The following is an 18638-nucleotide window of genomic DNA, read 5'->3' as shown; positions in this document are numbered from 1 at the left end:
GGCATGCCCGTCACCCTGGCGACCGGAGGGAACGATGAACCGACACCGCGAAGCCGCGCTCCTGACCCTGGCCCTGATCCTGACCGCCTGCGGCGGCAGCAGCACTCCCAGCGACGGCCTGAGCGCCGCGCAGCGCACCACCCTGCAGGCCGCGCCCACCCTGGACGCCACCACCCCACCCGACGGCGCCCAGACAGTCGATGCCGCCACGCTGGCGGACCTGGTGTCCAGCGGCCAGTTCCGCTTCGTGACGCCGCAGGAGCAGAGCGACCTCGCGCAGGCGGACGCCGCGTCGCCCACCCGGGTGCAGATGTGGAAGACAGAGATCGGGCAGGCGGACCCGGCGCTGCTGTCGTCCCTGGGGCCTCTGACCGGCACGCCGGGCGACACGACGACCATTCCCATGCCCGGGGACGGCGCCCTGGGCAGCGTGCGCGTGAACCGGCCGATCACCGAACTGCCGGGCTACGTGGCCGCCCTGCACGCCCTGGCCGACGTGACCGTGCAGCGCCCCGCGTACGCCGGCGACTACCGCACGCTGGTGGACAGCGCGCAGCGCAGCGGCGTGGACCTCAGCCCGTACAACCTGACGGACCCGCAGCGCCTGACCACCGCCAGCCTCGGCGACGTGCAGAAGGCGCGCGCGTCGCTGGAAAGCGCCATGCAGCGCGTCGGCGCCAGCCTGAAGTCGCCCGCCCGCGCCCTGACCGGCCTGAAGGCGCAGACGCTCGACAACCCCACCGAGGAAGAGGGCGCCATCAACATCTTCGGGAAGGGCTACTACGACCGCGCCGGCAGCAAGGCCCGCTGCGAGGGCTGGAGCGCCACCGGCCTGTACCACTACGCGGGCTTCCTGCCCAGTGCCCAGCGCTGGACCGCTGTGAAGTCCCAGGGCAGCCGGGGCGTGTGCTGGGCCTTCGCCATCACGGCGTACATGGAAGACCTCAAGGCGCAGGCGACCGGCAAGCGCTGGAACTTCAGCGAGCAGGCCGCGAGCGCTTACCTGAAGTACGACGTGCGCGGCCAGGACAAGGCGCTGCTGGGCAACGTCGCCAGCGACGGCGAGGACACCATCGCCGCGTTCCAGGCGTTCTTCGACCGCAAGTACAGCCCGGTGCTGGAAACGTCGTGGTACTACAACGCCGCGTCCCAGTGGCCCGCCGCCCCAGAGGGCCAGAAGCAGACCTACACGGGCGTGTGCAAGGGCTACGACGCGACCTTTGCCAAGGTGTTCGGCAAGTTCCAGAACTGGTGCAGTCAGACCAGCCACGAGTACCCGGTCGTATGCGCGACCTTCTTCGGCGTCTACGCCTGCGGTGTGCTCAACGTCGCGGGCAACACCAACCTGTACGCGGCCCAGACCCTGAACTGGAAAACCCGTGTGGACGCGTGGCTGCGGCCCCCCACCACCGCCTCGAATGCCGCCGACAACGCCACGCGGATCATGAACTACGCGATGGCCTCGTGGACCGAGCCTGTGGTGATCTCCGTGGATTCCCGCTACCTGCAACCGGACGCCTCGGGTTTCGTGCCGGACCTGCCCGTGAACGGCGACATCGACGCGCCGGGCAGCAATCACGCCGTGCTGCTGGTGGACTACCTGACCGAGGCCGAGACCAAGCAGTACCTCCCGCAGAGCCGCTGGGTGAGCGGCGGCTACCTCGTGATCCGCAACTCCTGGGGCGACTGCTGGGGCGACAGCGGCTTCGCGTACGTGCCCATGAACTGGGCCAAGAAGTACACCTTCAAGTACGCCCACGTCGTGAACTGAAGCGCCACGAACTGCACGAACACGCGCCCACAGTCATGTGTGGGCGCGTATTCACGGTGCCGACCGGAGCCGTACTCCATCGGCCGCGAGCGCCGCGCGCACCTGTGCCATGAACGCCGCTCCGGGATCGCTCTTGCGCGTGAAGTACCCGAGCTCGCGCTCTTCCCACAGCGTCGAGCCCCGGAAGCGGCCGTACTCGGCATGCCCGATGAGGGTGGTCAGGTCGTGGCGGGTGGTCAGCCACTCGACCAGCTGCGTGTCTGCCCTTACCTGGGCGGCCGTGAGGTCGTTCGTGCCGACATTCTCGATGCCGATGGCCGCGCGGTTCAGGCCGATCACGTGCCGGGCCATCAGCGTGTCGTCTATCAGGCGGTAGATGGTGCCGTCACGGTCGACCAGATAGTGCGCGCCCACGTTCAGCAGCCCGCCGCGGCGGATGTCCGCCCGGCCCGACAGCCGCTCCGGCATGAGTTCCGCCAGGGCCTGCTGCAGCGTGGCCGAGGCTGTCCAGTGCAGCACGACCATGCGCGGCTGAATATGGACCGAGGTGGCGGCCGGGTCGTAATGCTGCCGGATGTACGCCAGCGTCAGGCGCGTGCGCTCGGGGCTGAAGGTGATGTGATAACGGTCGGATATGGCCGGAGCGGTGATGGCCCGGGCGGGCACGGCCTGGGTAGGGCCGCTCCCCAGGAGCAGCGCGGCGACGGCGGACTTGAGCTGCACACCTCAGTCTCCCCTGCCAGAATGTCCGCCGTATGAAGGCCCTCGAGTTGCCCTTCCTCCGCCGGGTGCAGAACTCACGCCGCGTCCTGATCGCCGGCATGGGCGGGGGATTTGACGTGTTCTGCGGCCTGCCCCTGTACTTCGCGCTGCGGGCCGAGGGCAAACAGGTGTTCCTCGCCAACTACTCCTTCACCAGCCTCGCCGTGTTCCCGCCGAAACCCCTCGCTCCCGCCATCGTCGAGGTCACGCCCGATGACAGCGTGTATCCCGGCGATTATTTCCCCGAGTACTGGCTGTCCCGCTGGCTGGCCACACAGGGGGAGCCCAGTACCGTCTACGCCCTGCGAAAAGTCGGGGTGCAGCCCCTGAAGACCGCGTACGAGGCTCTCGTGCAGCACCTGAAGGTCGACACCGTGATCCTGGTGGACGGCGGCACCGACTCGCTGATGCGCGGCGACGAGGTTGACCTGGGCACGCCGCACGAGGACGCGGCCAGCCTGGTCGCCGTGAATGAGGTCGCCGGCCCGCAGAAACTACTCGCGTGCCTGGGCTTCGGCGTCGACCGGTTCCACGGCGTGTGCCACGCACACTATCTGGAGGCGACGGCCGACCTTGCCCGCCACGGTGCGTACCTGGGCGCGTTCAGCCTGACACCGGATATGCCCCCGGTGCAGAAGTACAAGGACGCCTGCGAGGCGGTCTTCGAGATGATGCCGCGGTACACCAGCATCGTGAACAGCAGCATCGTCGGCGCCATTGACGGGCACTACGGGAACCACCACGCCACCAGTCGCACCCACGGCAGCGAACTGTGGCTGAATCCGCTGATGGGCCTGTACTGGACGTACGACCTGCCCGCCGTCGCGGCGCGGCTCCAGTACTACCGGCCGATGCTGGACACCATCACGCTCACCGACGTGGGGCTGGTCATAGAGCGGCACCGGGAGAGCGTGCCGATTCGCCCCCGGGTGGACATCCCGGTGTGAACGTGCTCAAGCCAACCCCAGCCCCCGCCGCAGCGCGTTCAGCGCCGACGCCGTGAACGTCCCGGCCACGCTGGACTGCGGCGCGAAGCGCTCGAAGGCGTGGTACGCGCCCGGCACCTCGTGGTACTCGCACGGCACGCCCGCTCCGGTCAGGCGGCGGGCGTACTCTCGGTCTTCCGGGCAGAACAGGTCGAGGGTCCCCACGCCGATCCACGCGGGCGACAGGCCGCTCAGGTCGGCGCGGCGGGCGGGCACGGCGTACTCGGGGGCGGAGTCCGGGCGTGGCGGGCGGCCCAGGTACGCCGTCCAACCGTAGAGGTTAGAGGCAGGCCGCCAGATGAAGTCCCCGCGGTCCTCGTGCGCGGCGGTCAGGGCCGTGCGGTCGTCCAGCATCGGGTAATACAGGAGCTGGAAGGCCGGACGGACTTCGGCCCGGTCATGCGCGAGCTGTGCCAGGGCCGCTGCAAGCCCGCCGCCGGCGCTGTCGCCCACCAGCGCGATGCGGGCCGGGTCCAGACCCAGTGCGTCCGCGTGTCGGGCCATCCATATCAGCGCGGCGTAGCAGTCCTCCAGCGGGCCGGGAAACGGCGTGCCGGGGGCCAGGCGGTATTCGACCCCCACGACCACCACCCCGAGGTCCCGCGCGTAGGACGCGCTCTGCGGGTGGTAGGCCGCCGCCGATCCGGTCACATATCCGCCGCCGTGGATGTTCAGGATGGCCGCCGCGCCGGCCGGCAGCCCGTGCGGCCGGTACACGTACACCAGCACGTCCGGCGCCCCCGCCGGGCCGGGAATACGGCGCTCCTCGACCTGCACGTCCGGGGGCACCACGGGCGCCTTTGCCCACCCCTGGAGCGCCTGCATCACGGACACCACGCCCGCCGTGAAGGGGGGCGTCCACAGCCGCACGAACGGCGAACGCAGTTCCGGATTCAGCTGCGGGTATGAGGCCGCGCGGCGCTTCACGAGCCACCACGCGGCCAGCCCCACTGCGCCGAGCGTCAGTCCCCTTCGAATCGTCATGAGGGATTGTGGCACCCGGCAGGTCGGTCCTCAGTCTGCGAAGCGCTTCAGGACGTCGCGGCTGATCACCAGACGCTGCACCTCGTCAGTGCCCTCACCGATGCGCGTCAGGCGGTTGTCGCGCCAGTAGCGTTCCACGGGATATTCCTTGATGTACCCGTACCCGCCGAGCATCTGGATGGCCTCGTCGCACGCCTCGACGCCGACGGTGGTGGCGTACAGCTTGGCGCGGGCGACCGGCACAGTGAAGTTCAGGCCGGCGTCCTTGAGGTCCGCGGCCTTGCGGATCAGCAGGCGGGCCGCGTCCAGCTTGGTGTCGATGTCCGCGAGTCGGAAGCTGATGTCCTGGTTGTGCGCGATGGGCCTGCCGAACTGCTCGCGCTGGAGGGTGTAGCGCGCGGCGTACTCGAAGGCGGCGCGGCCGAGCCCCAGGCCCATCGCGGCGATCCCCACGCGGCCGCCGTCCAGCACGCGCATCACGTCCTTGAAGGCGTTGCCGCGCTCGCCCAGCAGCGCGTCAGCGGGCAGGTGGATGTCCTCGAAGATCAGCTGCGCGGTGTCGCTGGACCGCAGGCCCAGCTTGTCCTCCTTGCGGCCGATGGAGAAGCCCGTCACGTCGTCGCGGTTGAACACGAACGCCGATATCCCGTCGTTCTTGCCGCGGCCCTCGCGGGCGGCGTCGGTGCGGGCCAGCACGACGTACGTGCCGCCCACGCTGCCCTGCGTGATGAAGTTCTTGGAGCCGTTCAGAATCCAGCTTCCGTCCGGCTGCTGTGCGGCGCGCGACTGCATGCCGCCGCTGTCGCTGCCGCTGCCGGGCTCCGTCAGGCCCCACGCGCCGAGTTTTTTCGCGGTGGCGAGATCCGGCAGGAACGTGCGCTTCTGCTCCTCGGTGCCGCCGATCAGGATGTGGCCCTGGCACAGGCTGTTGTGCGACGCGACGGTCAGGCACAGGCTGCCGTCCACGGCGGCGATCTCCTCGATGATCATGGCGAAGGTCGCGGTGTCCAGGCCCGAGCCGCCGTATTCCTCGGGCGTCTGCGCGCCCATGATGCCCAGGTCGCCCAGGCCGCGCACGATGTCGTGCGGGAACTCGCCGGTCTGGTCGCGTTCGGCCGCGCCGGGCTCGACCTCGTTCTTCAGGAAATCGCGCAGTGCGCCGATGATGCTGCGCTGGTCGTCGTTCATGGGCAGGGTGTTGGGGTTGGTGATGTCGGGGCGGTTCAGGGTGCTGGTCATGGGGGACTCCTTCGGAGCGTCTGACCGTGTGAAGTGCAGCGGCCTGACAGGTGGGAAGCGGGTTCAGGGCGGCGGTGAGACCACTGGACGGCCAGGCAGCTTTACACCTGGAACACCCCGACCCGGAACTCGTCCTGCTCGGGGTTCTGGGCACAGGCGTCCAGGGCGCGGATCAGGCGGTCGCGGGTGTCGTTCGGGGCGATGATCTCGTCCACCCACAGGCGGGCGGCGGCGTAGCGGGGGTCGAGTTCGGTGTCGTACTTGGCCTTGATCTCGTCGTACAGCGCCTGAAGCTCGTCGTCGTCGGGTTCGGTGCCGGCGCGTTTCAGGGCGGCGAGCTGGATGTCGAGCAGGGTCTTGGCGGCGGCGTTGCCGCTCATGACGGCGTACTTGGCACTGGGCCACGCGAACAGGAAGCGCGGCGCGTAGGCCTTGCCGTTCATGGCGTAGTTTCCGGCCCCGAAGCTCCCGCCGGTGATGATGGTGATCTTGGGCACGACGCTGTTGCTCACGGCGTTTACCAGCTTCGCGCCGCGCCGGATGATGCCCTCCTGCTCGGAATCGCGGCCGACCATGAAGCCGGTCACGTCCGACAGGAATACCAGCGGCACGCCGGCCTGGTTGGCGTCCAGGATGAAACGCGCGGCCTTGTCGGCGCTGTCGCCGTAGATCACGCCGCCGACCTCGATGCGGCTGCGCAGGCCGGGTTCGCCGCCCGCCTTGAGTTTCTTGCGGATCACGGTGCGCTGGTTGGCGACGAACGCGACCGGATAGCCGCCCACGCGGGCGAAGCCGCACACCACGGTTTCGCCGTACTCGGCCTTGAACTCGTGGAACTCGCCTCCGTCCACGAGCGCCGTGATGACGTCGCGCACGTCATAGGGCCTGCTGCCGTCGAAGCCGACGAGGTCCGTGAGGTCACGCTCCGGGGCGGGCAGGGGGTCGCGGCGGCGCCGGGCAAAGGGGGCGGGGTCGCCCGGCGCGTACAGGTCGGCCAGCGCGCGGATGCGCTTCAGGGCGTGTTCGTCGTCCGGCTCCCGGTAGTCCACGGTGCCGGCGATGCCCGCGTGCATGGCCGCGCCGCCCAGATCCTCCGAGTCCACGACCTGCCCGATGGCAGCCTTCACCAGCGCCGGCCCGGCGAGGTACAGCCCCGAGCCCTCGGTCATGATCAGCGTGTCGCACATGACCGGCAGGTACGCGCCGCCGGCCACGCAGTTGCCCATGATCGCCGCGATCTGCGGGATACCGCGCGCGCTCATGCGGGCGTTGAGGTAGAACACCCGCCCGAAGTCGTCCTGATCTGGAAAGATCTCGTCCTGCATGGGCAGGTAGACGCCGGCGCTGTCCACCAGATACACGACCGGCAGGCGGTTTTCCAGGGCGATGGTCTGCGCGCGGATGACCTTCTTGGCCGTGATCGGGAAGAACGCGCCGGCCTTGACGGTGGCGTCGTTGGCGACGATCATCCACGGCCGCCCGTGGATGGTGCCGATGCCGGTGACGGTGCCGCCCGACGGACATCCGCCCACGTCGGCGTACATCTCCCAGCCGGCGAAGGTCATGAGTTCGTCGAAGGGCGCGGCGGCGTCGATGAGCTGGCGGATGCGTTCGCGGGCGGTCAGGCGGCCCTTGTCGTGCTGGCGCTGCTGGGCCTTCGGACCGCCGCCCGCCCGGACCGTGGCGTGGTCCGCCGCGAGCCGGGCCAGGGCGCCGGGCCATGCGGACGACAGGGCGGGCGCCGCGGGGGCGCTGGAGTCGGATCGGGTCATTGTGGTCCGCAGTCTAACAAACGCTCGTTAGGGCATGGTGGGCGCGGCGATGTTGGGCGTAGCGATGGTGGGCACGTCGGCATAGTGCAACGCCCGCGCAACGGCTCCCCGCCTACGCTCCGGATCAGCGGGGCCTTCCCGCCCCCAGCGGCCCTTTCCGACCTCGTCCCTGCCCAAGGAGTCCACCATGCGCCGAACTGCCCTGACCGTCCTCGCTGCCCTCAGCACCGCCGCCTCCGCCGCCAGCGTCACCCTGCCCCTGAACGGCCAGCCCACTGCCGTGCCGACCACCGTGATCGGCGGCGTCACCTACGTCAAGCTCGCGGACCTGCAACGCCTGCTGGCTGCGCAGGGCGGCGCCAACCAGAAGGCCAGCGTGTCCGGCTGCGTGAACGAGTGGCTGTTCAACGGCATCTGGCGCATGCGCGTCACGAAGGTCGCGCCGGTGCAGGACCAGTACTACGGCAACGGCTGGGGCGTGACCATCGAACTCAAGAACGGCACCACGCAGACCATGCGCATGGACGACGCCGGCATCAAGTACAACGGCGCGGTGAACGTGACCTTCGCGGACGGCGACAGCTGGGCCAAGAGCTGGCGCAGCGGGTGGCAGGACAAGACCTACGCCAAGCTCCCGCAGGGCACCGGCACCGTGTACACCTTCGCGGTCTTCCCGGAGGAAAAGATGGCCGCCGACGCCGTGCAGGCCATGCCCGCCCAGAAATTCCTGCTGGACATCGAGCCGACGACCGCCGACGGTGTCAAGGCAAAATTCAGCGTGGCCGACCCCAGCTTCCGTGTCGACCTGACCTGCCGGAAATGACGGCCCGGTAGCGCGTGGGCGTGCCAGGGCGCGCCATACTGCCGGCATGACCACCGCCCCCTCCCGGCCGCCCGGGCCGCACCGGCACCCACCGCTGCGTCAGATGGGCGCGCTGCGGGCCGATCCGATCGGGTACATGCGGCACCTGCGCGCCGCGTACGGCGACGTCCTGACCATGAAAGTCGGGCCGCGCGACGTGCTGATGCTGAGCGACCCGGCCAGCGCGCGCGAGGTGCTCGCCTCGAAGGCCGCGTCCTTCCGCAAGGGACGCGGGATCCAGAAGATGCGGGACTTCCTGGGCACGGGTCTGCTGACCGCCGAGGGACAGGAGTGGCGCGCCCATCGCCGCCTGATGCAGCCCGCGTTCCACCGCGCGGCGCTGGGCGGCATGGCGGCGGACATCGTGGAGGCGACCCGGCCCACCGTGGCCCGCCTGAACGCGGCGGCCAGCGCGGGGGAAGCGGTCGAACTGGGCAGCGAGATGATGCGCGTGACCCTGCGCGCCATCGCCGCCGTGCTGTTCGGTACGGGTCTGCACGAGCACGAACTGGGCGTGGTCGAGCGGGAGCTGCCGCCCCTGCTGGAGCGCACCACCGAGCGCGTGCGCGCCGTGGTGGACGTCCCCGTGCACTGGCCCACGCCCGCCAACCGCCGCGCACAGGCGTCCGGCGCGGCGCTCGACCGCGTCGTGGCGCGCATCATCGGGGAGCGCCGCGCGGCCGCCGAGCCCGGCACGGACCTGCTGGGCATGCTCCTGGCCGCCCGCGACGAGCACGGCCAGGGCGGCCTGAGCGACCGCGAGATCCGCGACGAGGTGATGACCCTGTTCCTGGCCGGACACGAGACGACCGCCACGCTGCTGACCTTCCTGTTCCTGGAGTTCGCGCGGCACCCGGACGTGCAGGAACGCGCCCGTGCCGAGGTGCGCGCCGTGCTGGCTGGCCGCGACCCGGACGCCGCGGACGCGCGGAACCTGCCGTACGTGAACGCCTGCATCCAGGAAGCGCTGCGCCTGTACCCGCCCGCGTGGATCGTGCCGCGGCAGGCGACGGAACCCGTCACGGTGGCGGGCTACGCCCTGCCGGCCGGCGCGAACGTCTCGGTGAACATCTACCTGATGCAGCGCAGCGCTGTGGCATGGCCGCGCCCCGACGTCTTCGACCCGCAGCGCTGGCTGGGTGGCGCCCGCACGCCCGACGCCTACATGCCCTTTGGCGCGGGCGCGCGGATGTGCATCGGCAATCATCTCGCGCTGCTGGAGGCCACGCTGATCGCGGCGGCGCTGCTGCGCGACCTGCACTACGACGTGCCGGGCGGCGGCCCCACCGGCCTGAAGCCCAGCGTGACCCTGAAACCCGGCGGCCCGGTGATCGCCCACGTGAGCGCCGCCGCGCCATGACCCCCGTGGCCTGACGCCAGCACAAACCCCCGGCGCGCGGCCGGGGGCAGGGGACGGATGGGGTTACTGCGCGGCGGCGTAGCGCCGGGCGACTTCGTCCCAGTTGACGACGTTCCAGAAGGCCTTGAGGTAATCCGGGCGCTTGTTCTGGTAGTTCAGGTAGTACGCGTGTTCCCACACGTCCACGCCCAGGATCGGGGTGCCGCTCACGCCGGCCACGCTCTCGCCCATCAGCGGGTTGTCCTGGTTGGCGGTGCTCACCACGGCCAACTTGCCGTCCTTCACAACCAGCCACGCCCAGCCGCTGCCGAAGCGGGTCTTGGCGGCGTCCTCGAACTTCTCCTTGAAGGCGTCGAAGGAGCCGAAGGCGTCGGTGATCGCCTGCGCGAGTTCCCCGCTGGGCTGGCCGCTGCCCTGCGGCCCCAGCACCTGCCAGAACAGCGAGTGGTTGGCGTGCCCGCCCGCGTTGTTGCGCAGCGCCGTCTTCTTGTCGGCCGGCACCTGATCGAGCTTGGTGATCAGGTCCTCGACCGGCAGGTCCGCCATGTCGCTGCCCTCGAGCGCCTTGTTCGCGTTGTCCACGTAGGTCTGGTGGTGCTTGGTGTGGTGGATCTCCATGGTTCGGCCGTCGATGTGGGGTTCGAGGGCGTCGTAGGCGTAGGGCAGTTTCGGCAGTTCGTAGGCCATGAGAGGGCTCCTTTCAGGCCGGAAAACGCGTGCCACGGCGGCCCGCGTCCGGCCGGGCGAGCTTATCTTACGCGCCCCTGATCAGGGCTTGGGGCGCGGCCGAGCTTTAGGAGGTCTTCATGACCGCGCGGACGCGGCCACGCGCGACTTTGCTCTAGCATGCACGGCATGCGCTCCCCGCTGCCCCGCGCCGTCATGACCCGCCTGGAGACCGGGCGGCTGGTCGTGCTGAGCGTGCTGGTGGGCGGCCTGGTGGGCGGCCTGAGCATCCTGCTGCGCGCCGTGCTGGACGCGGTGGTGGGGGTGGGCGGGGCCGTGACCGGCTACGCGCCGCCGGGCACGCCGGGCGAGGGCGGCCTGCTGATCGCCTTCGGCACGGCCACGCCGTGGGGCCTGTTGGCCCTGCCGGTGATCGGGGCGGCGTACGCGTGGCTGGTGCCCGCCACGCCCGGCGGCCCGCTGACGCAGCTCATCGGCGGCTACCACGCGCGCGGGCAGTGGCCGGGCGTGCTGGCGCAGCTCCGCACGCTGCTCGGCACGGTGTTGGCCTACGGCTCGGGCCTGCTGATCGGGCGCGACGCGGCCTTCACCATGACTGGCCAGCTCGGCACGCGCCTGATGCAGCGCGTCACGCGGCTGGACGCGGTGGAGGTGCGCGCCCTGACCCTGGCAGGTGCGGCGGCGGGCCTGGGCGCGGTGCTGCACGCGCCGCTGGCGGCAGCGGTGTTCGTGGTCGAGGTGCTGTACCGCCGCTTCGAGTTTGAGTTCGAGGTGCTGATGCCCTGCGTGCTCGCGGCTGTCGCGGGCAGCGCGGTGTACGGCCTCGCGTACGGCTTCTCGCCCTTCCTGAGCGTGCCGGACGTGCAGGTGCCGGCGGCGGCGCAGGTGCCGTCGTTCGTGCTGGTCGCGGCGCTGGTCACGCTGGCCGGCTGGCTGCTGCTGCTGATCGCACGCTGGTGGCCGGCGCCGGTGACCGGCGGGTGGCTGCGGCCCGTGCTGGGCGGTGCGTTCGGCCTGCTCACCGCGCTGGTGGCGTGGCAGGTGATGCCCGGCGTGCTGGGCGACGGCAGCGGCTTCGTGCAGCTCGCGGTGTCCGGATTCACCGGCCCGGAGGGGCTGGCACAGGGCGCGTGGCGCTGGGCGCTGCTGGCGCTGGGCACCGCGGTCGCCTTCGGCGGGGGCGTGCTGCCGTCGGTGGGCGTGGGCGGCCTGCTGGGCGCGGGGCTGGGCAGCGTGCTCGGCATCGACACCGCCACGTCCACGCTGGTCGGCGCGGTCGCGTTCCTGACCGTCACGCTGAACGTGCCGCTGGCCGCCGCGCTGCTGGGCGTGGCGTGGGGCGGTGAGGCGCTGCTGCCGGTCGCGCTGCTCGCCAGCGGCCTGGCGCATGTCCTGAGCGGCGTGTCGGGCCTGCTGCCCACACAGCTCACGTCCCGGCGCGACAGCGGCGTGCACGCGGGCGGCCCGGCCCTGCTGCCGGACACCGTGCGTTTCATTCCGCGCCGCGCGCTCGACGCGCCCGCCACCCCCTACGACGCTCCTGCCACGCCCGAGCCGGACGCCGCGCCGAGCGCCGACCGCGAGCTGTACCGCCGGGGCGTGCCGCCCTCGTGGCGCGGCGCGCGGCTGCACCTGCTGAGCCTGCCGCCGGGCGTCGAGGTGATCGGCGTCGTCCGGGACGGCACGGTGCGCCTCCCCCGCCCCGAGCTGCGCCTGACCGACGAGGACGAACTCGTGTTCCTGGCCCGCCCCGACGCCTACGTGGCGCTGGAAGGCATCCTGCGTCTGCCCGGCGCGTGAACCACTGGCCGCGTCGGGGGCCGCGGCGCCCGCCGGCAGGCCGGAAATTCTGACCGCGCGTCCGTTCGGGGCGCCGTCCCGACTGGCTGAACCGTGACAAAGAGCGGGGCGGATAATGCGCCGCATGCCGCGCATGAACTGGAGCCGCAACGAGAAGTTTGGCATCCTGAACGGCTGGGGCGCGTCGCTGGGCGACGGCTTCCTGAACGTGCCGGTGGTCGTCGCGGGCTTCGCGTCGCGGCTGGGCGCCCCGAACTGGGTGATCGGGCTGCTGCCGTCCATTGCGGCGGGCGGGTGGATGCTGCCGCAACTGCTGGTCGCGGCGCGGGTGCGGGCGCTGCCGTACAAGCTGCCGGTGTACCGCTCGGCGGCGGGCGTCCGCACCGGCGCGTACCTGGCGATGGTGCTGATCGCCGGCCTGCTCGCGGACCGGCCGGCCCTGTGCCTGACACTGTTCGTGCTCGCCATGCTGGTCAACGCGCTGGCGTCGGGCGTGTCGGGCCTGCCGTTTCTGGAGGTGATCAGCAAGACGGTCGCCAGCGAGCGCCGGGCGCGGTTTTTCGGCACCCGCAACCTGTACGGCGGCCTGCTCGCCTTCGGAGCGGGGCTGATCGTCCGGCTGATCCTGGGCTCGTCGCTGACCTTCCCATACGACTACGCGCTGATCTTCGCGCTGGCGACCACCGCGTACACCATCGGGTACGGCGTGCTGGGCCGCGTGGAGGAGCCGCCGGACCCGCCGCAGGAACCGCAGGGCCTGCGCGGCGAACTGCGCGCCATTCCCGAGACGCTGCGCGACCCGCACTTCCGCGCCTTCCTGATGGTGCGCCTGCTGCTCGCCGGGGGCAGCATGAGCGATCCCTTCTACGCCGCGAACGCGCTGCGCAGCCTGCACTTCCCGGCCGCCACGCTGGGTATCTTCGTGATGGCCCTGACCGGCGCCGCGCCGCTGTCGAACATCGTGTGGCAGCGCGTGGCGGAGCGCAAGGGCTCTCGCCGCATCATCCGTTACGCGACGTTCTTCTACGGCGTCGCGCCGCTGTACGCCGTGGTGGTCGGGGCGCTGCAGCTGGGCACGTGGGCGTACCTGGGCGTGTTCATCCTGACGTCGGTGGCTGCCCAGGGCTTCAACCTGGGGCACACCAACCACCTGCTGAACATCTCGCCGCCCGGCGAGCGCAGCCGCTACATCGGTACGCTGAACACGCTGGTGGGCGGGGCGCTGTTCATGCCGGTGCTGGGCGGCCTGATCGCGGACGCGGCCGGCTACACGCCGGTCTTCGTTCTGAGCGCCGCGTTCAGCGCCGCCGCGTGGTGGCAGTGCGGCAAGCTGCGGCGGGACGCTTGAGGGCACGGCCGATGCATTGGATATCAGATTTCGATTTCGAAGATTTCGGGCGAGCCTATATTAGCTTACACTTATAAACATATTGGTTACACGTCTTTGATTCGATCAATTATTGATTTAAATACCGCGTTTGTCGGATAAAATTGTAGTCCTGTTACATATTCTAATGCAAGAGTGTACTGCGGCGAATTAGTCAGCTTATTTAGAAGCAGCATGCGGTAATATCTGTTTAGCGGATCTCCACTCAGATAGTTGAGACCGGTGGACAGCTCCTCATTCAAGCAGTCAGTTATGTACTCAATATCGGAGCATTTACAACACATAGAGTCCATCAATAATATCTTCTCTATCGACCTAGACAAGCAGCTCTCCAGGTCGTCCTCTGTTTTTATCTCATATGAAAAATTAGCATTTTTTTCGAAATATCCCGCCGTAACGTGGATGGAGTACGAGCTCAGGAACTCTGCCATCGGCCCGATACCTAGAACTTCACGGATTGACTTTTCAATGGATTCGTGGCGAACGGATGCGCAAAATTGCAATTTATGACACCATGGTGAATAATTCGTATAGCTGTAGTCGAACTCAACATCGCCGTTGGCATGAGGAAGGTCTTTTACAAATCCATAGTATCCTTTCCTGCCACGATATCCTAGCGGTCTCAACTGAGACCGCATAAAATCTTTCAGGGCAAAATTCAAGTCTGCGGTTTTCAATCTCAAACATCCTTTCGCTTGAAATTCTTCGGTCTAACCCTCTCCACCGCTAAATCAACATCATGCATCGATGCGCGCTTATACTCCAGATATGCTGCCTGGGATAGAATACGACCAAAGCACACTGTAACGAGCAATGATCTCGCCCAACTGATTGAGAATGCGGTTTTGGTGTGCTTTCAAGGCCGTTTTTTCACTTCCAGATCACTAATGTCCCAGGATCTTGCTCAGGAACTGCTTGGCGCGCTCGTGTTTCGGGTGCTCGTAGAACTCGTCGGGCGTGGTGTCCTCGACGATGGTGCCCTGATCGAAGAACAGCAGGCGGTCGGCAACCTCGCGGGCGAAGCCCATCTCGTGCGTGACGACCAGCATGGTCATGCCCGAGCGGGCGAGTTCCTTCATGACGTCCAGCACTTCCTTGATCATCTCGGGGTCGAGGGCGCTGGTGGGCTCGTCGAAGAGCATGATCTTGGGCTCCATTGCGAGCGCGCGGGCAATCGCCACCCGCTGCTGCTGCCCGCCGGAGAGCTGCGCGGGGTACTTGTGCGCCTGCTCCTCGATGCCCACGCGGCGCAGCAGCTCCAGGCCGCGCGCCTCGGCGTCGGCCCGGCTCGCGCCGCGCACGCGGGTGGGCGCCAGGGTGATGTTCTCCAGCACGGTCAGGTGCGGAAAGAGGTTGAAGCTCTGAAAGACCATGCCGACCTCGCGGCGGATCGCGTCGAGGTTCTTGGCACCCTGGAGGGGAATGCCGTCCACGGTGATGGTGCCGCCGTCGTGCGGGTCGAGCGCGTTGATGGTACGGATGAAGGTGCTCTTGCCGCTGCCGGAGGGGCCGATCACGACCACGACCTCGCCGGGGCGGACGCTCATGCTCACGCCGCGCAGCGCGTGGAAGCTGCCGAAGTGCTTCTGGACGTTCTCGGCCACGATGATCGGCGCGGAATCGGCGGCGCGGGCGGAACGCTCGGACGTCATGGCGTCACTGTAACGCGTGCGCCGCGCGCTGCGGCGGCGTGGCGTCATCGTGGACGCCGGCCGATTTCATCTGTGTGTTAACATCCCGGGCATTCCCCACCACCACATGCAGTCCGGTACGCCGGCTGTGCCCAGGAGGAGTTTCATGAAGAAGACCACCAAGCAGGTTCTGGCCCTCAGCGTCCTCGCCACAGCCGCTCTGGCGCTCGCACAGGGCAACGCCTTCCTGACCATCGGCTCGGGCAGCACGACCGGGGTGTATTTCCCGGTGGCGACCGGCATGGCCAAGCTGATCAACGACGCGAACAGCGGCGTGCGCGCCAACGCCCGCAGCACCGGCGGCAGCGTGTTCAACGTCAACGCCCTGGCGACCGGCGAGCTGGACGCCGCGCTGGTGCAGAACGACATCACGTACTACGCCTACAAGGGCACCGGCCTGCCGGCCTTCGAGGGCAAGGCCAACGCCAAGCTGCGCGTGATGGCCATGCTGTACCCCGAGGTGCTGCACCTCGTGGCCCTGAAGGACAGCAAGATTTCGTCCGTGGCGGACCTGAAGGGCAAGCGCGTCGTGATCGGTGACCTGGGTTCGGGCACCGAGCAGACCGCCAAGCAGGTGCTCGAAGCGTACGGCGTGACCGTCGAGGACCTGGGGCAGGCGCTGCGCGTGTCGCCGGCGCAGGGCATCTCGCTGATGCAGGACAAGCGCGCCGACGCTCTGTTCTTCACGGGCGGCCTGGGCGCCAGCGTGATCGCGCAGATCGCCCAGACGCTGCCCGTGAGCCTCGTGCCCGTCGCGGGCAACCAGGCGGCCAGCCTGATCAAGAAATACCCCTTCTACGTGCGCTACAACATCCCCGGCGGACAGTACAAGGGCGTGGGCGCGACCGTGCCCAGCGTGGCGGTGCAGGCGACCCTGGTCACCACCACGGGAGTCAGCGAGGACACCGTGTACAAGGCCATGAAGGCTGTCTTCGACAACGAGACGGCACTCAAAGCGATCCACCCGAGCCTGGCGTCGAACTTCACGCTGGCCAAGGCGGTCAAGGGCCTGCCGGCGCCGCTGCACGCGGGCGCGGTGAAGTACTTCAAGGAAAAGGGCCTGAACGTCAAGTAACCCCCCACCCGCGCCACGTGTCCGGGGGTCAGTCCGCAGCGCGCGGCTGGCCCCCGCCCCTCTTTCCCCTCAGTGAGGACAGCATGAGTGATCCGACGCGCCCGATCAGTTCCGATCCCGCCCTGAGCCCGCCGGGCCATGAGATGACCGAGGGCGAGAAGCGCGCCCTGGAGATCGTCGAGGCCGCCGAGACCGGGGGCCGCAAGCTGTTCGGGTGGCAGGCCGTGCTGGTCACGCTGCTGGCCGTGGCGTGGTGCCTGTACCAGATGTACGCCACTCAGGTCGGCAACGTGGACACCGTGACCCTGCGCGCCACGCACCTGGGCTTCGCGTTCGCGCTGGCGTATCTGGTCTTTCCCTTCCGCAAGACGCCGGGCGCGCCGCAGACGCGGGTGCCGTGGTACGACTGGATCCTGGGCATCGGCGCGACCCTGACAGCCGCGTACCTGATCCGGCAGTACCCGGACATCGCTAACATCCAGGGCGGGGTGCTCACCAGCACGGACGTGTGGGTGGGCAGCGCCATGATCATCCTGCTGCTGCTCACCGCGTGGCGCACCATCGGGATCGCCATGCCCATCGTGGCGATGGTGTTCATGCTGTACGCGCTGACCGGCCCGCGCGGCCTGATCCACGGCGACCTGGGGCCGCAGCTCCAGCTGCACGCCGGGGCGACGTGGCCGCAGGTGGTCGGGCAGCTGTTCGCCAACACCGAGGGCATCTTCGGCACCGGCCTGGGCGTGTCGGCGCAGATCGTGTTCCTGTTCGTGCTGTTCGGCGCCGTGTTCGACAAGCTGGGCGCGGGCGAGTGGTTCATGAACGTCGCGCAGGGCCTGCTGGGCGGCTTCCGCGGCGGCCCGGCCAAGGCCAGCGTGCTGTCCAGCGCCCTGAACGGCATCATCTCCGGCTCGGCCATCAGCAACGTCGTGACCGGCGGCAACATCACCATCGGCACCATGAAGCGGGTGGGCTACTCGGCCGAGAAGGCCGGGGCCATCGAGGTAGCGAGCAGTTCCAACGGACAACTGATGCCGCCCGTGATGGGCGCGGCGGCGTTCATCATGGCGCAGAACCTGAACATCGACTACCGCGCGCTGATCGTCGCGGCGGCCATTCCTGCCTTCCTGTGCTACGGCGCGCTGCTGGTCGTGACGCACATCGAGGCGCTCAAGCTGGGCCTGCGGGGCCTGCCGCGCAGCGAACTGCCGCGCGTGCGCAAGACCCTGGTGTCGGGCTGGTACTACCTCATTCCGCTGGGCTACCTGCTCGGCACGCTGACCCTGAATCCGGAGGCGACACCCGAACGCATCGCCCTGAACACGGTGTACATGATGCTGGCCATGATGGTGATCCAGGAGGCGTGGCTGGCCCGACGCGACGGACGCACCCTCGGACGGGGCGCGCTGGACGGCCTGCGCAAGATCGTGGAGGCCTTCGAGGGCGCCGCGCGCTCCATGGTCGGGATCGCGGTCGCGACCGGCGCGGCCGGAATCATCGTCGGGATCGTGACCATCACGGGGCTGGGCTTCGGGCTGGCGGACATCGTGGAGAACGTGGCGGGCGTGTTCACGAACCCCTTCGTGAAGATGCTGGCGGTGCTGTTCATGGCTCAGCTGATCGCGCTGATCCTCGGGATGGGCCTGCCCACCACCGCCAACTACATCCTGATGAGCGCCCTGATCGTGCCGATCATCGTGAAGATCGCCGGGCTCGATACCGGCAATCCGGCCGAGCTGCTGCCGGCGCACATGTTCGTGTTCTACTTCGGCATCATGGCCGACAGCACGCCGCCGGTGGCGCTGGCGGCCTTCGCGGCGGCCGCCATCAGCGGCGGCAACCCGGTCGCCACCGGCATCCAGGCCTTCCAGTACGAACTGCGCACGGCGCTGCTGGCGTACATGATGTTCTTTAACCCGCAGCTCCTGCTGATCCAGGACGGCAAGCTGGGCGGCGTGCCCGCCGGCGAGGCGGTGTTCATGGTGATCTTCGCGTTCATCGGGCTGGTGGCGTTCAGCGCGGCCACGCTGCGTTTCCTGCACCGCCGCACCAACCCGGTGCAGATGCTGCTGCTGCTGGTCGCGTCGTTCGTCCTGATCGTGCCCACGCAGCTCGTGTGGAACCTCGGCGCGCTCGCGCTGATCGCCGCCGTGTACTTCTGGCAGAAGGCCGCCGGCCGCGCCGAGCCGCCCACCCCGCTTCCCAGCGCGGCCTGAACCACCCGCTCCCCACGCGCCCCCGACCCACGTGGCCGGGGGCGCGTGC

At 68.9% G+C, this 18638-nt stretch carries 14 protein-coding genes; 8 read left to right on the top strand and 6 right to left on the bottom strand.

Annotated elements, in window-relative coordinates; translation table 11 throughout:
* The first annotated feature begins 34 nt into the window (after positions 1-34).
* Positions 35-1771, top strand: a complete 1737-nt coding sequence (locus HNQ07_RS13405) for a C1 family peptidase (protein ID WP_184112571.1) — start codon at positions 35-37, stop codon at positions 1769-1771.
* 51 nt (positions 1772-1822) lie between these two features.
* On the opposite strand, the gene HNQ07_RS13400 is transcribed toward HNQ07_RS13405, so the two are convergent.
* Positions 1823-2494: an N-acetylmuramoyl-L-alanine amidase gene (locus HNQ07_RS13400; RefSeq protein WP_221275016.1), complete on the bottom strand. Its 672-nt coding sequence runs from the start codon at positions 2492-2494 to the stop codon at positions 1823-1825.
* Between the two features lie 32 nt (positions 2495-2526).
* Here HNQ07_RS13400 and HNQ07_RS13395 point away from each other — a divergent pair, with 32 nt between their 5' ends.
* Positions 2527-3480 (top strand): DUF1152 domain-containing protein, encoded by a 954-nt coding sequence (locus HNQ07_RS13395; protein ID WP_184112569.1) that lies wholly within the window; start codon positions 2527-2529, stop codon positions 3478-3480.
* Positions 3481-3486: 6 nt separating this feature from the next.
* On the opposite strand, the gene HNQ07_RS13390 is transcribed toward HNQ07_RS13395, so the two are convergent.
* The 3 genes from HNQ07_RS13390 to HNQ07_RS13380 all read right to left on the bottom strand — a co-directional run bounded on the left by HNQ07_RS13390 (position 3487) and on the right by HNQ07_RS13380 (position 7514).
* Positions 3487-4503 carry an alpha/beta hydrolase gene (locus tag HNQ07_RS13390; RefSeq protein ID WP_229831974.1) on the bottom strand — a complete coding sequence of 339 codons (1017 nt, stop codon included), beginning with the start codon at positions 4501-4503 and terminating at the stop codon, positions 3487-3489.
* A 30-nt stretch (positions 4504-4533) separates the two neighbouring features.
* Positions 4534-5742, bottom strand: coding sequence for an acyl-CoA dehydrogenase family protein (locus HNQ07_RS13385; protein WP_184112567.1), 1209 nt, complete (start codon positions 5740-5742; stop codon positions 4534-4536).
* A gap of 101 nt (positions 5743-5843) precedes the next feature.
* Entirely contained in the window at positions 5844-7514 is a 1671-nt protein-coding gene (locus HNQ07_RS13380) for an acyl-CoA carboxylase subunit beta (RefSeq protein ID WP_184112565.1), read from the bottom strand.
* Between the two features lie 187 nt (positions 7515-7701).
* Here HNQ07_RS13380 and HNQ07_RS13375 point away from each other — a divergent pair, with 187 nt between their 5' ends.
* Positions 7702-8337, top strand: coding sequence for a hypothetical protein (locus HNQ07_RS13375; protein WP_184112548.1), 636 nt, complete (start codon positions 7702-7704; stop codon positions 8335-8337).
* Between the two features lie 46 nt (positions 8338-8383).
* The gene (locus HNQ07_RS13370; protein ID WP_184112546.1) at positions 8384-9736 is read left to right on the top strand and encodes a cytochrome P450; all 1353 of its coding nucleotides are present in this window, start codon (positions 8384-8386) and stop codon (positions 9734-9736) included.
* Between the two features lie 63 nt (positions 9737-9799).
* Here HNQ07_RS13370 and sodA read toward each other — a convergent pair whose 3' ends face one another.
* Positions 9800-10423 (bottom strand): superoxide dismutase [Mn], encoded by a 624-nt coding sequence (sodA, locus tag HNQ07_RS13365; RefSeq protein ID WP_184112544.1) that lies wholly within the window; start codon positions 10421-10423, stop codon positions 9800-9802.
* A gap of 168 nt (positions 10424-10591) precedes the next feature.
* On the opposite strand from sodA, the gene HNQ07_RS13360 reads away from it, so the two are divergent.
* Positions 10592-12223 (top strand): chloride channel protein, encoded by a 1632-nt coding sequence (locus HNQ07_RS13360; RefSeq protein WP_184112543.1) that lies wholly within the window; start codon positions 10592-10594, stop codon positions 12221-12223.
* A gap of 133 nt (positions 12224-12356) precedes the next feature.
* Entirely contained in the window at positions 12357-13571 is a 1215-nt protein-coding gene (locus HNQ07_RS13355) for an MFS transporter (protein WP_373298044.1), read from the top strand.
* Positions 13572-14494: 923 nt separating this feature from the next.
* Here HNQ07_RS13355 and HNQ07_RS13350 read toward each other — a convergent pair.
* Positions 14495-15262 carry an amino acid ABC transporter ATP-binding protein gene (locus HNQ07_RS13350; RefSeq protein ID WP_221275014.1) on the bottom strand — a complete coding sequence of 256 codons (768 nt, stop codon included), beginning with the start codon at positions 15260-15262 and terminating at the stop codon, positions 14495-14497.
* Between the two features lie 145 nt (positions 15263-15407).
* On the opposite strand from HNQ07_RS13350, the gene HNQ07_RS13345 reads away from it, so the two are divergent.
* Positions 15408-16376 carry a TAXI family TRAP transporter solute-binding subunit gene (locus HNQ07_RS13345; protein WP_184112541.1) on the top strand — a complete coding sequence of 323 codons (969 nt, stop codon included), beginning with the start codon at positions 15408-15410 and terminating at the stop codon, positions 16374-16376.
* A gap of 83 nt (positions 16377-16459) precedes the next feature.
* Complete coding sequence (locus HNQ07_RS13340; protein ID WP_184112540.1) at positions 16460-18589, top strand: TRAP transporter permease; 2130 nt, start codon at positions 16460-16462, stop codon at positions 18587-18589.
* The last annotated feature ends 49 nt before the right edge of the window (positions 18590-18638 follow it).

Origin of the sequence: Deinococcus metalli (assembly GCF_014201805.1) — a bacterium.
In the GTDB taxonomy this organism is placed as follows: domain Bacteria; phylum Deinococcota; class Deinococci; order Deinococcales; family Deinococcaceae; genus Deinococcus; species Deinococcus metalli.
Note: the sequence above shows the minus strand (reverse complement) of the source record. Positions and strands in the feature narration are given on the sequence as shown.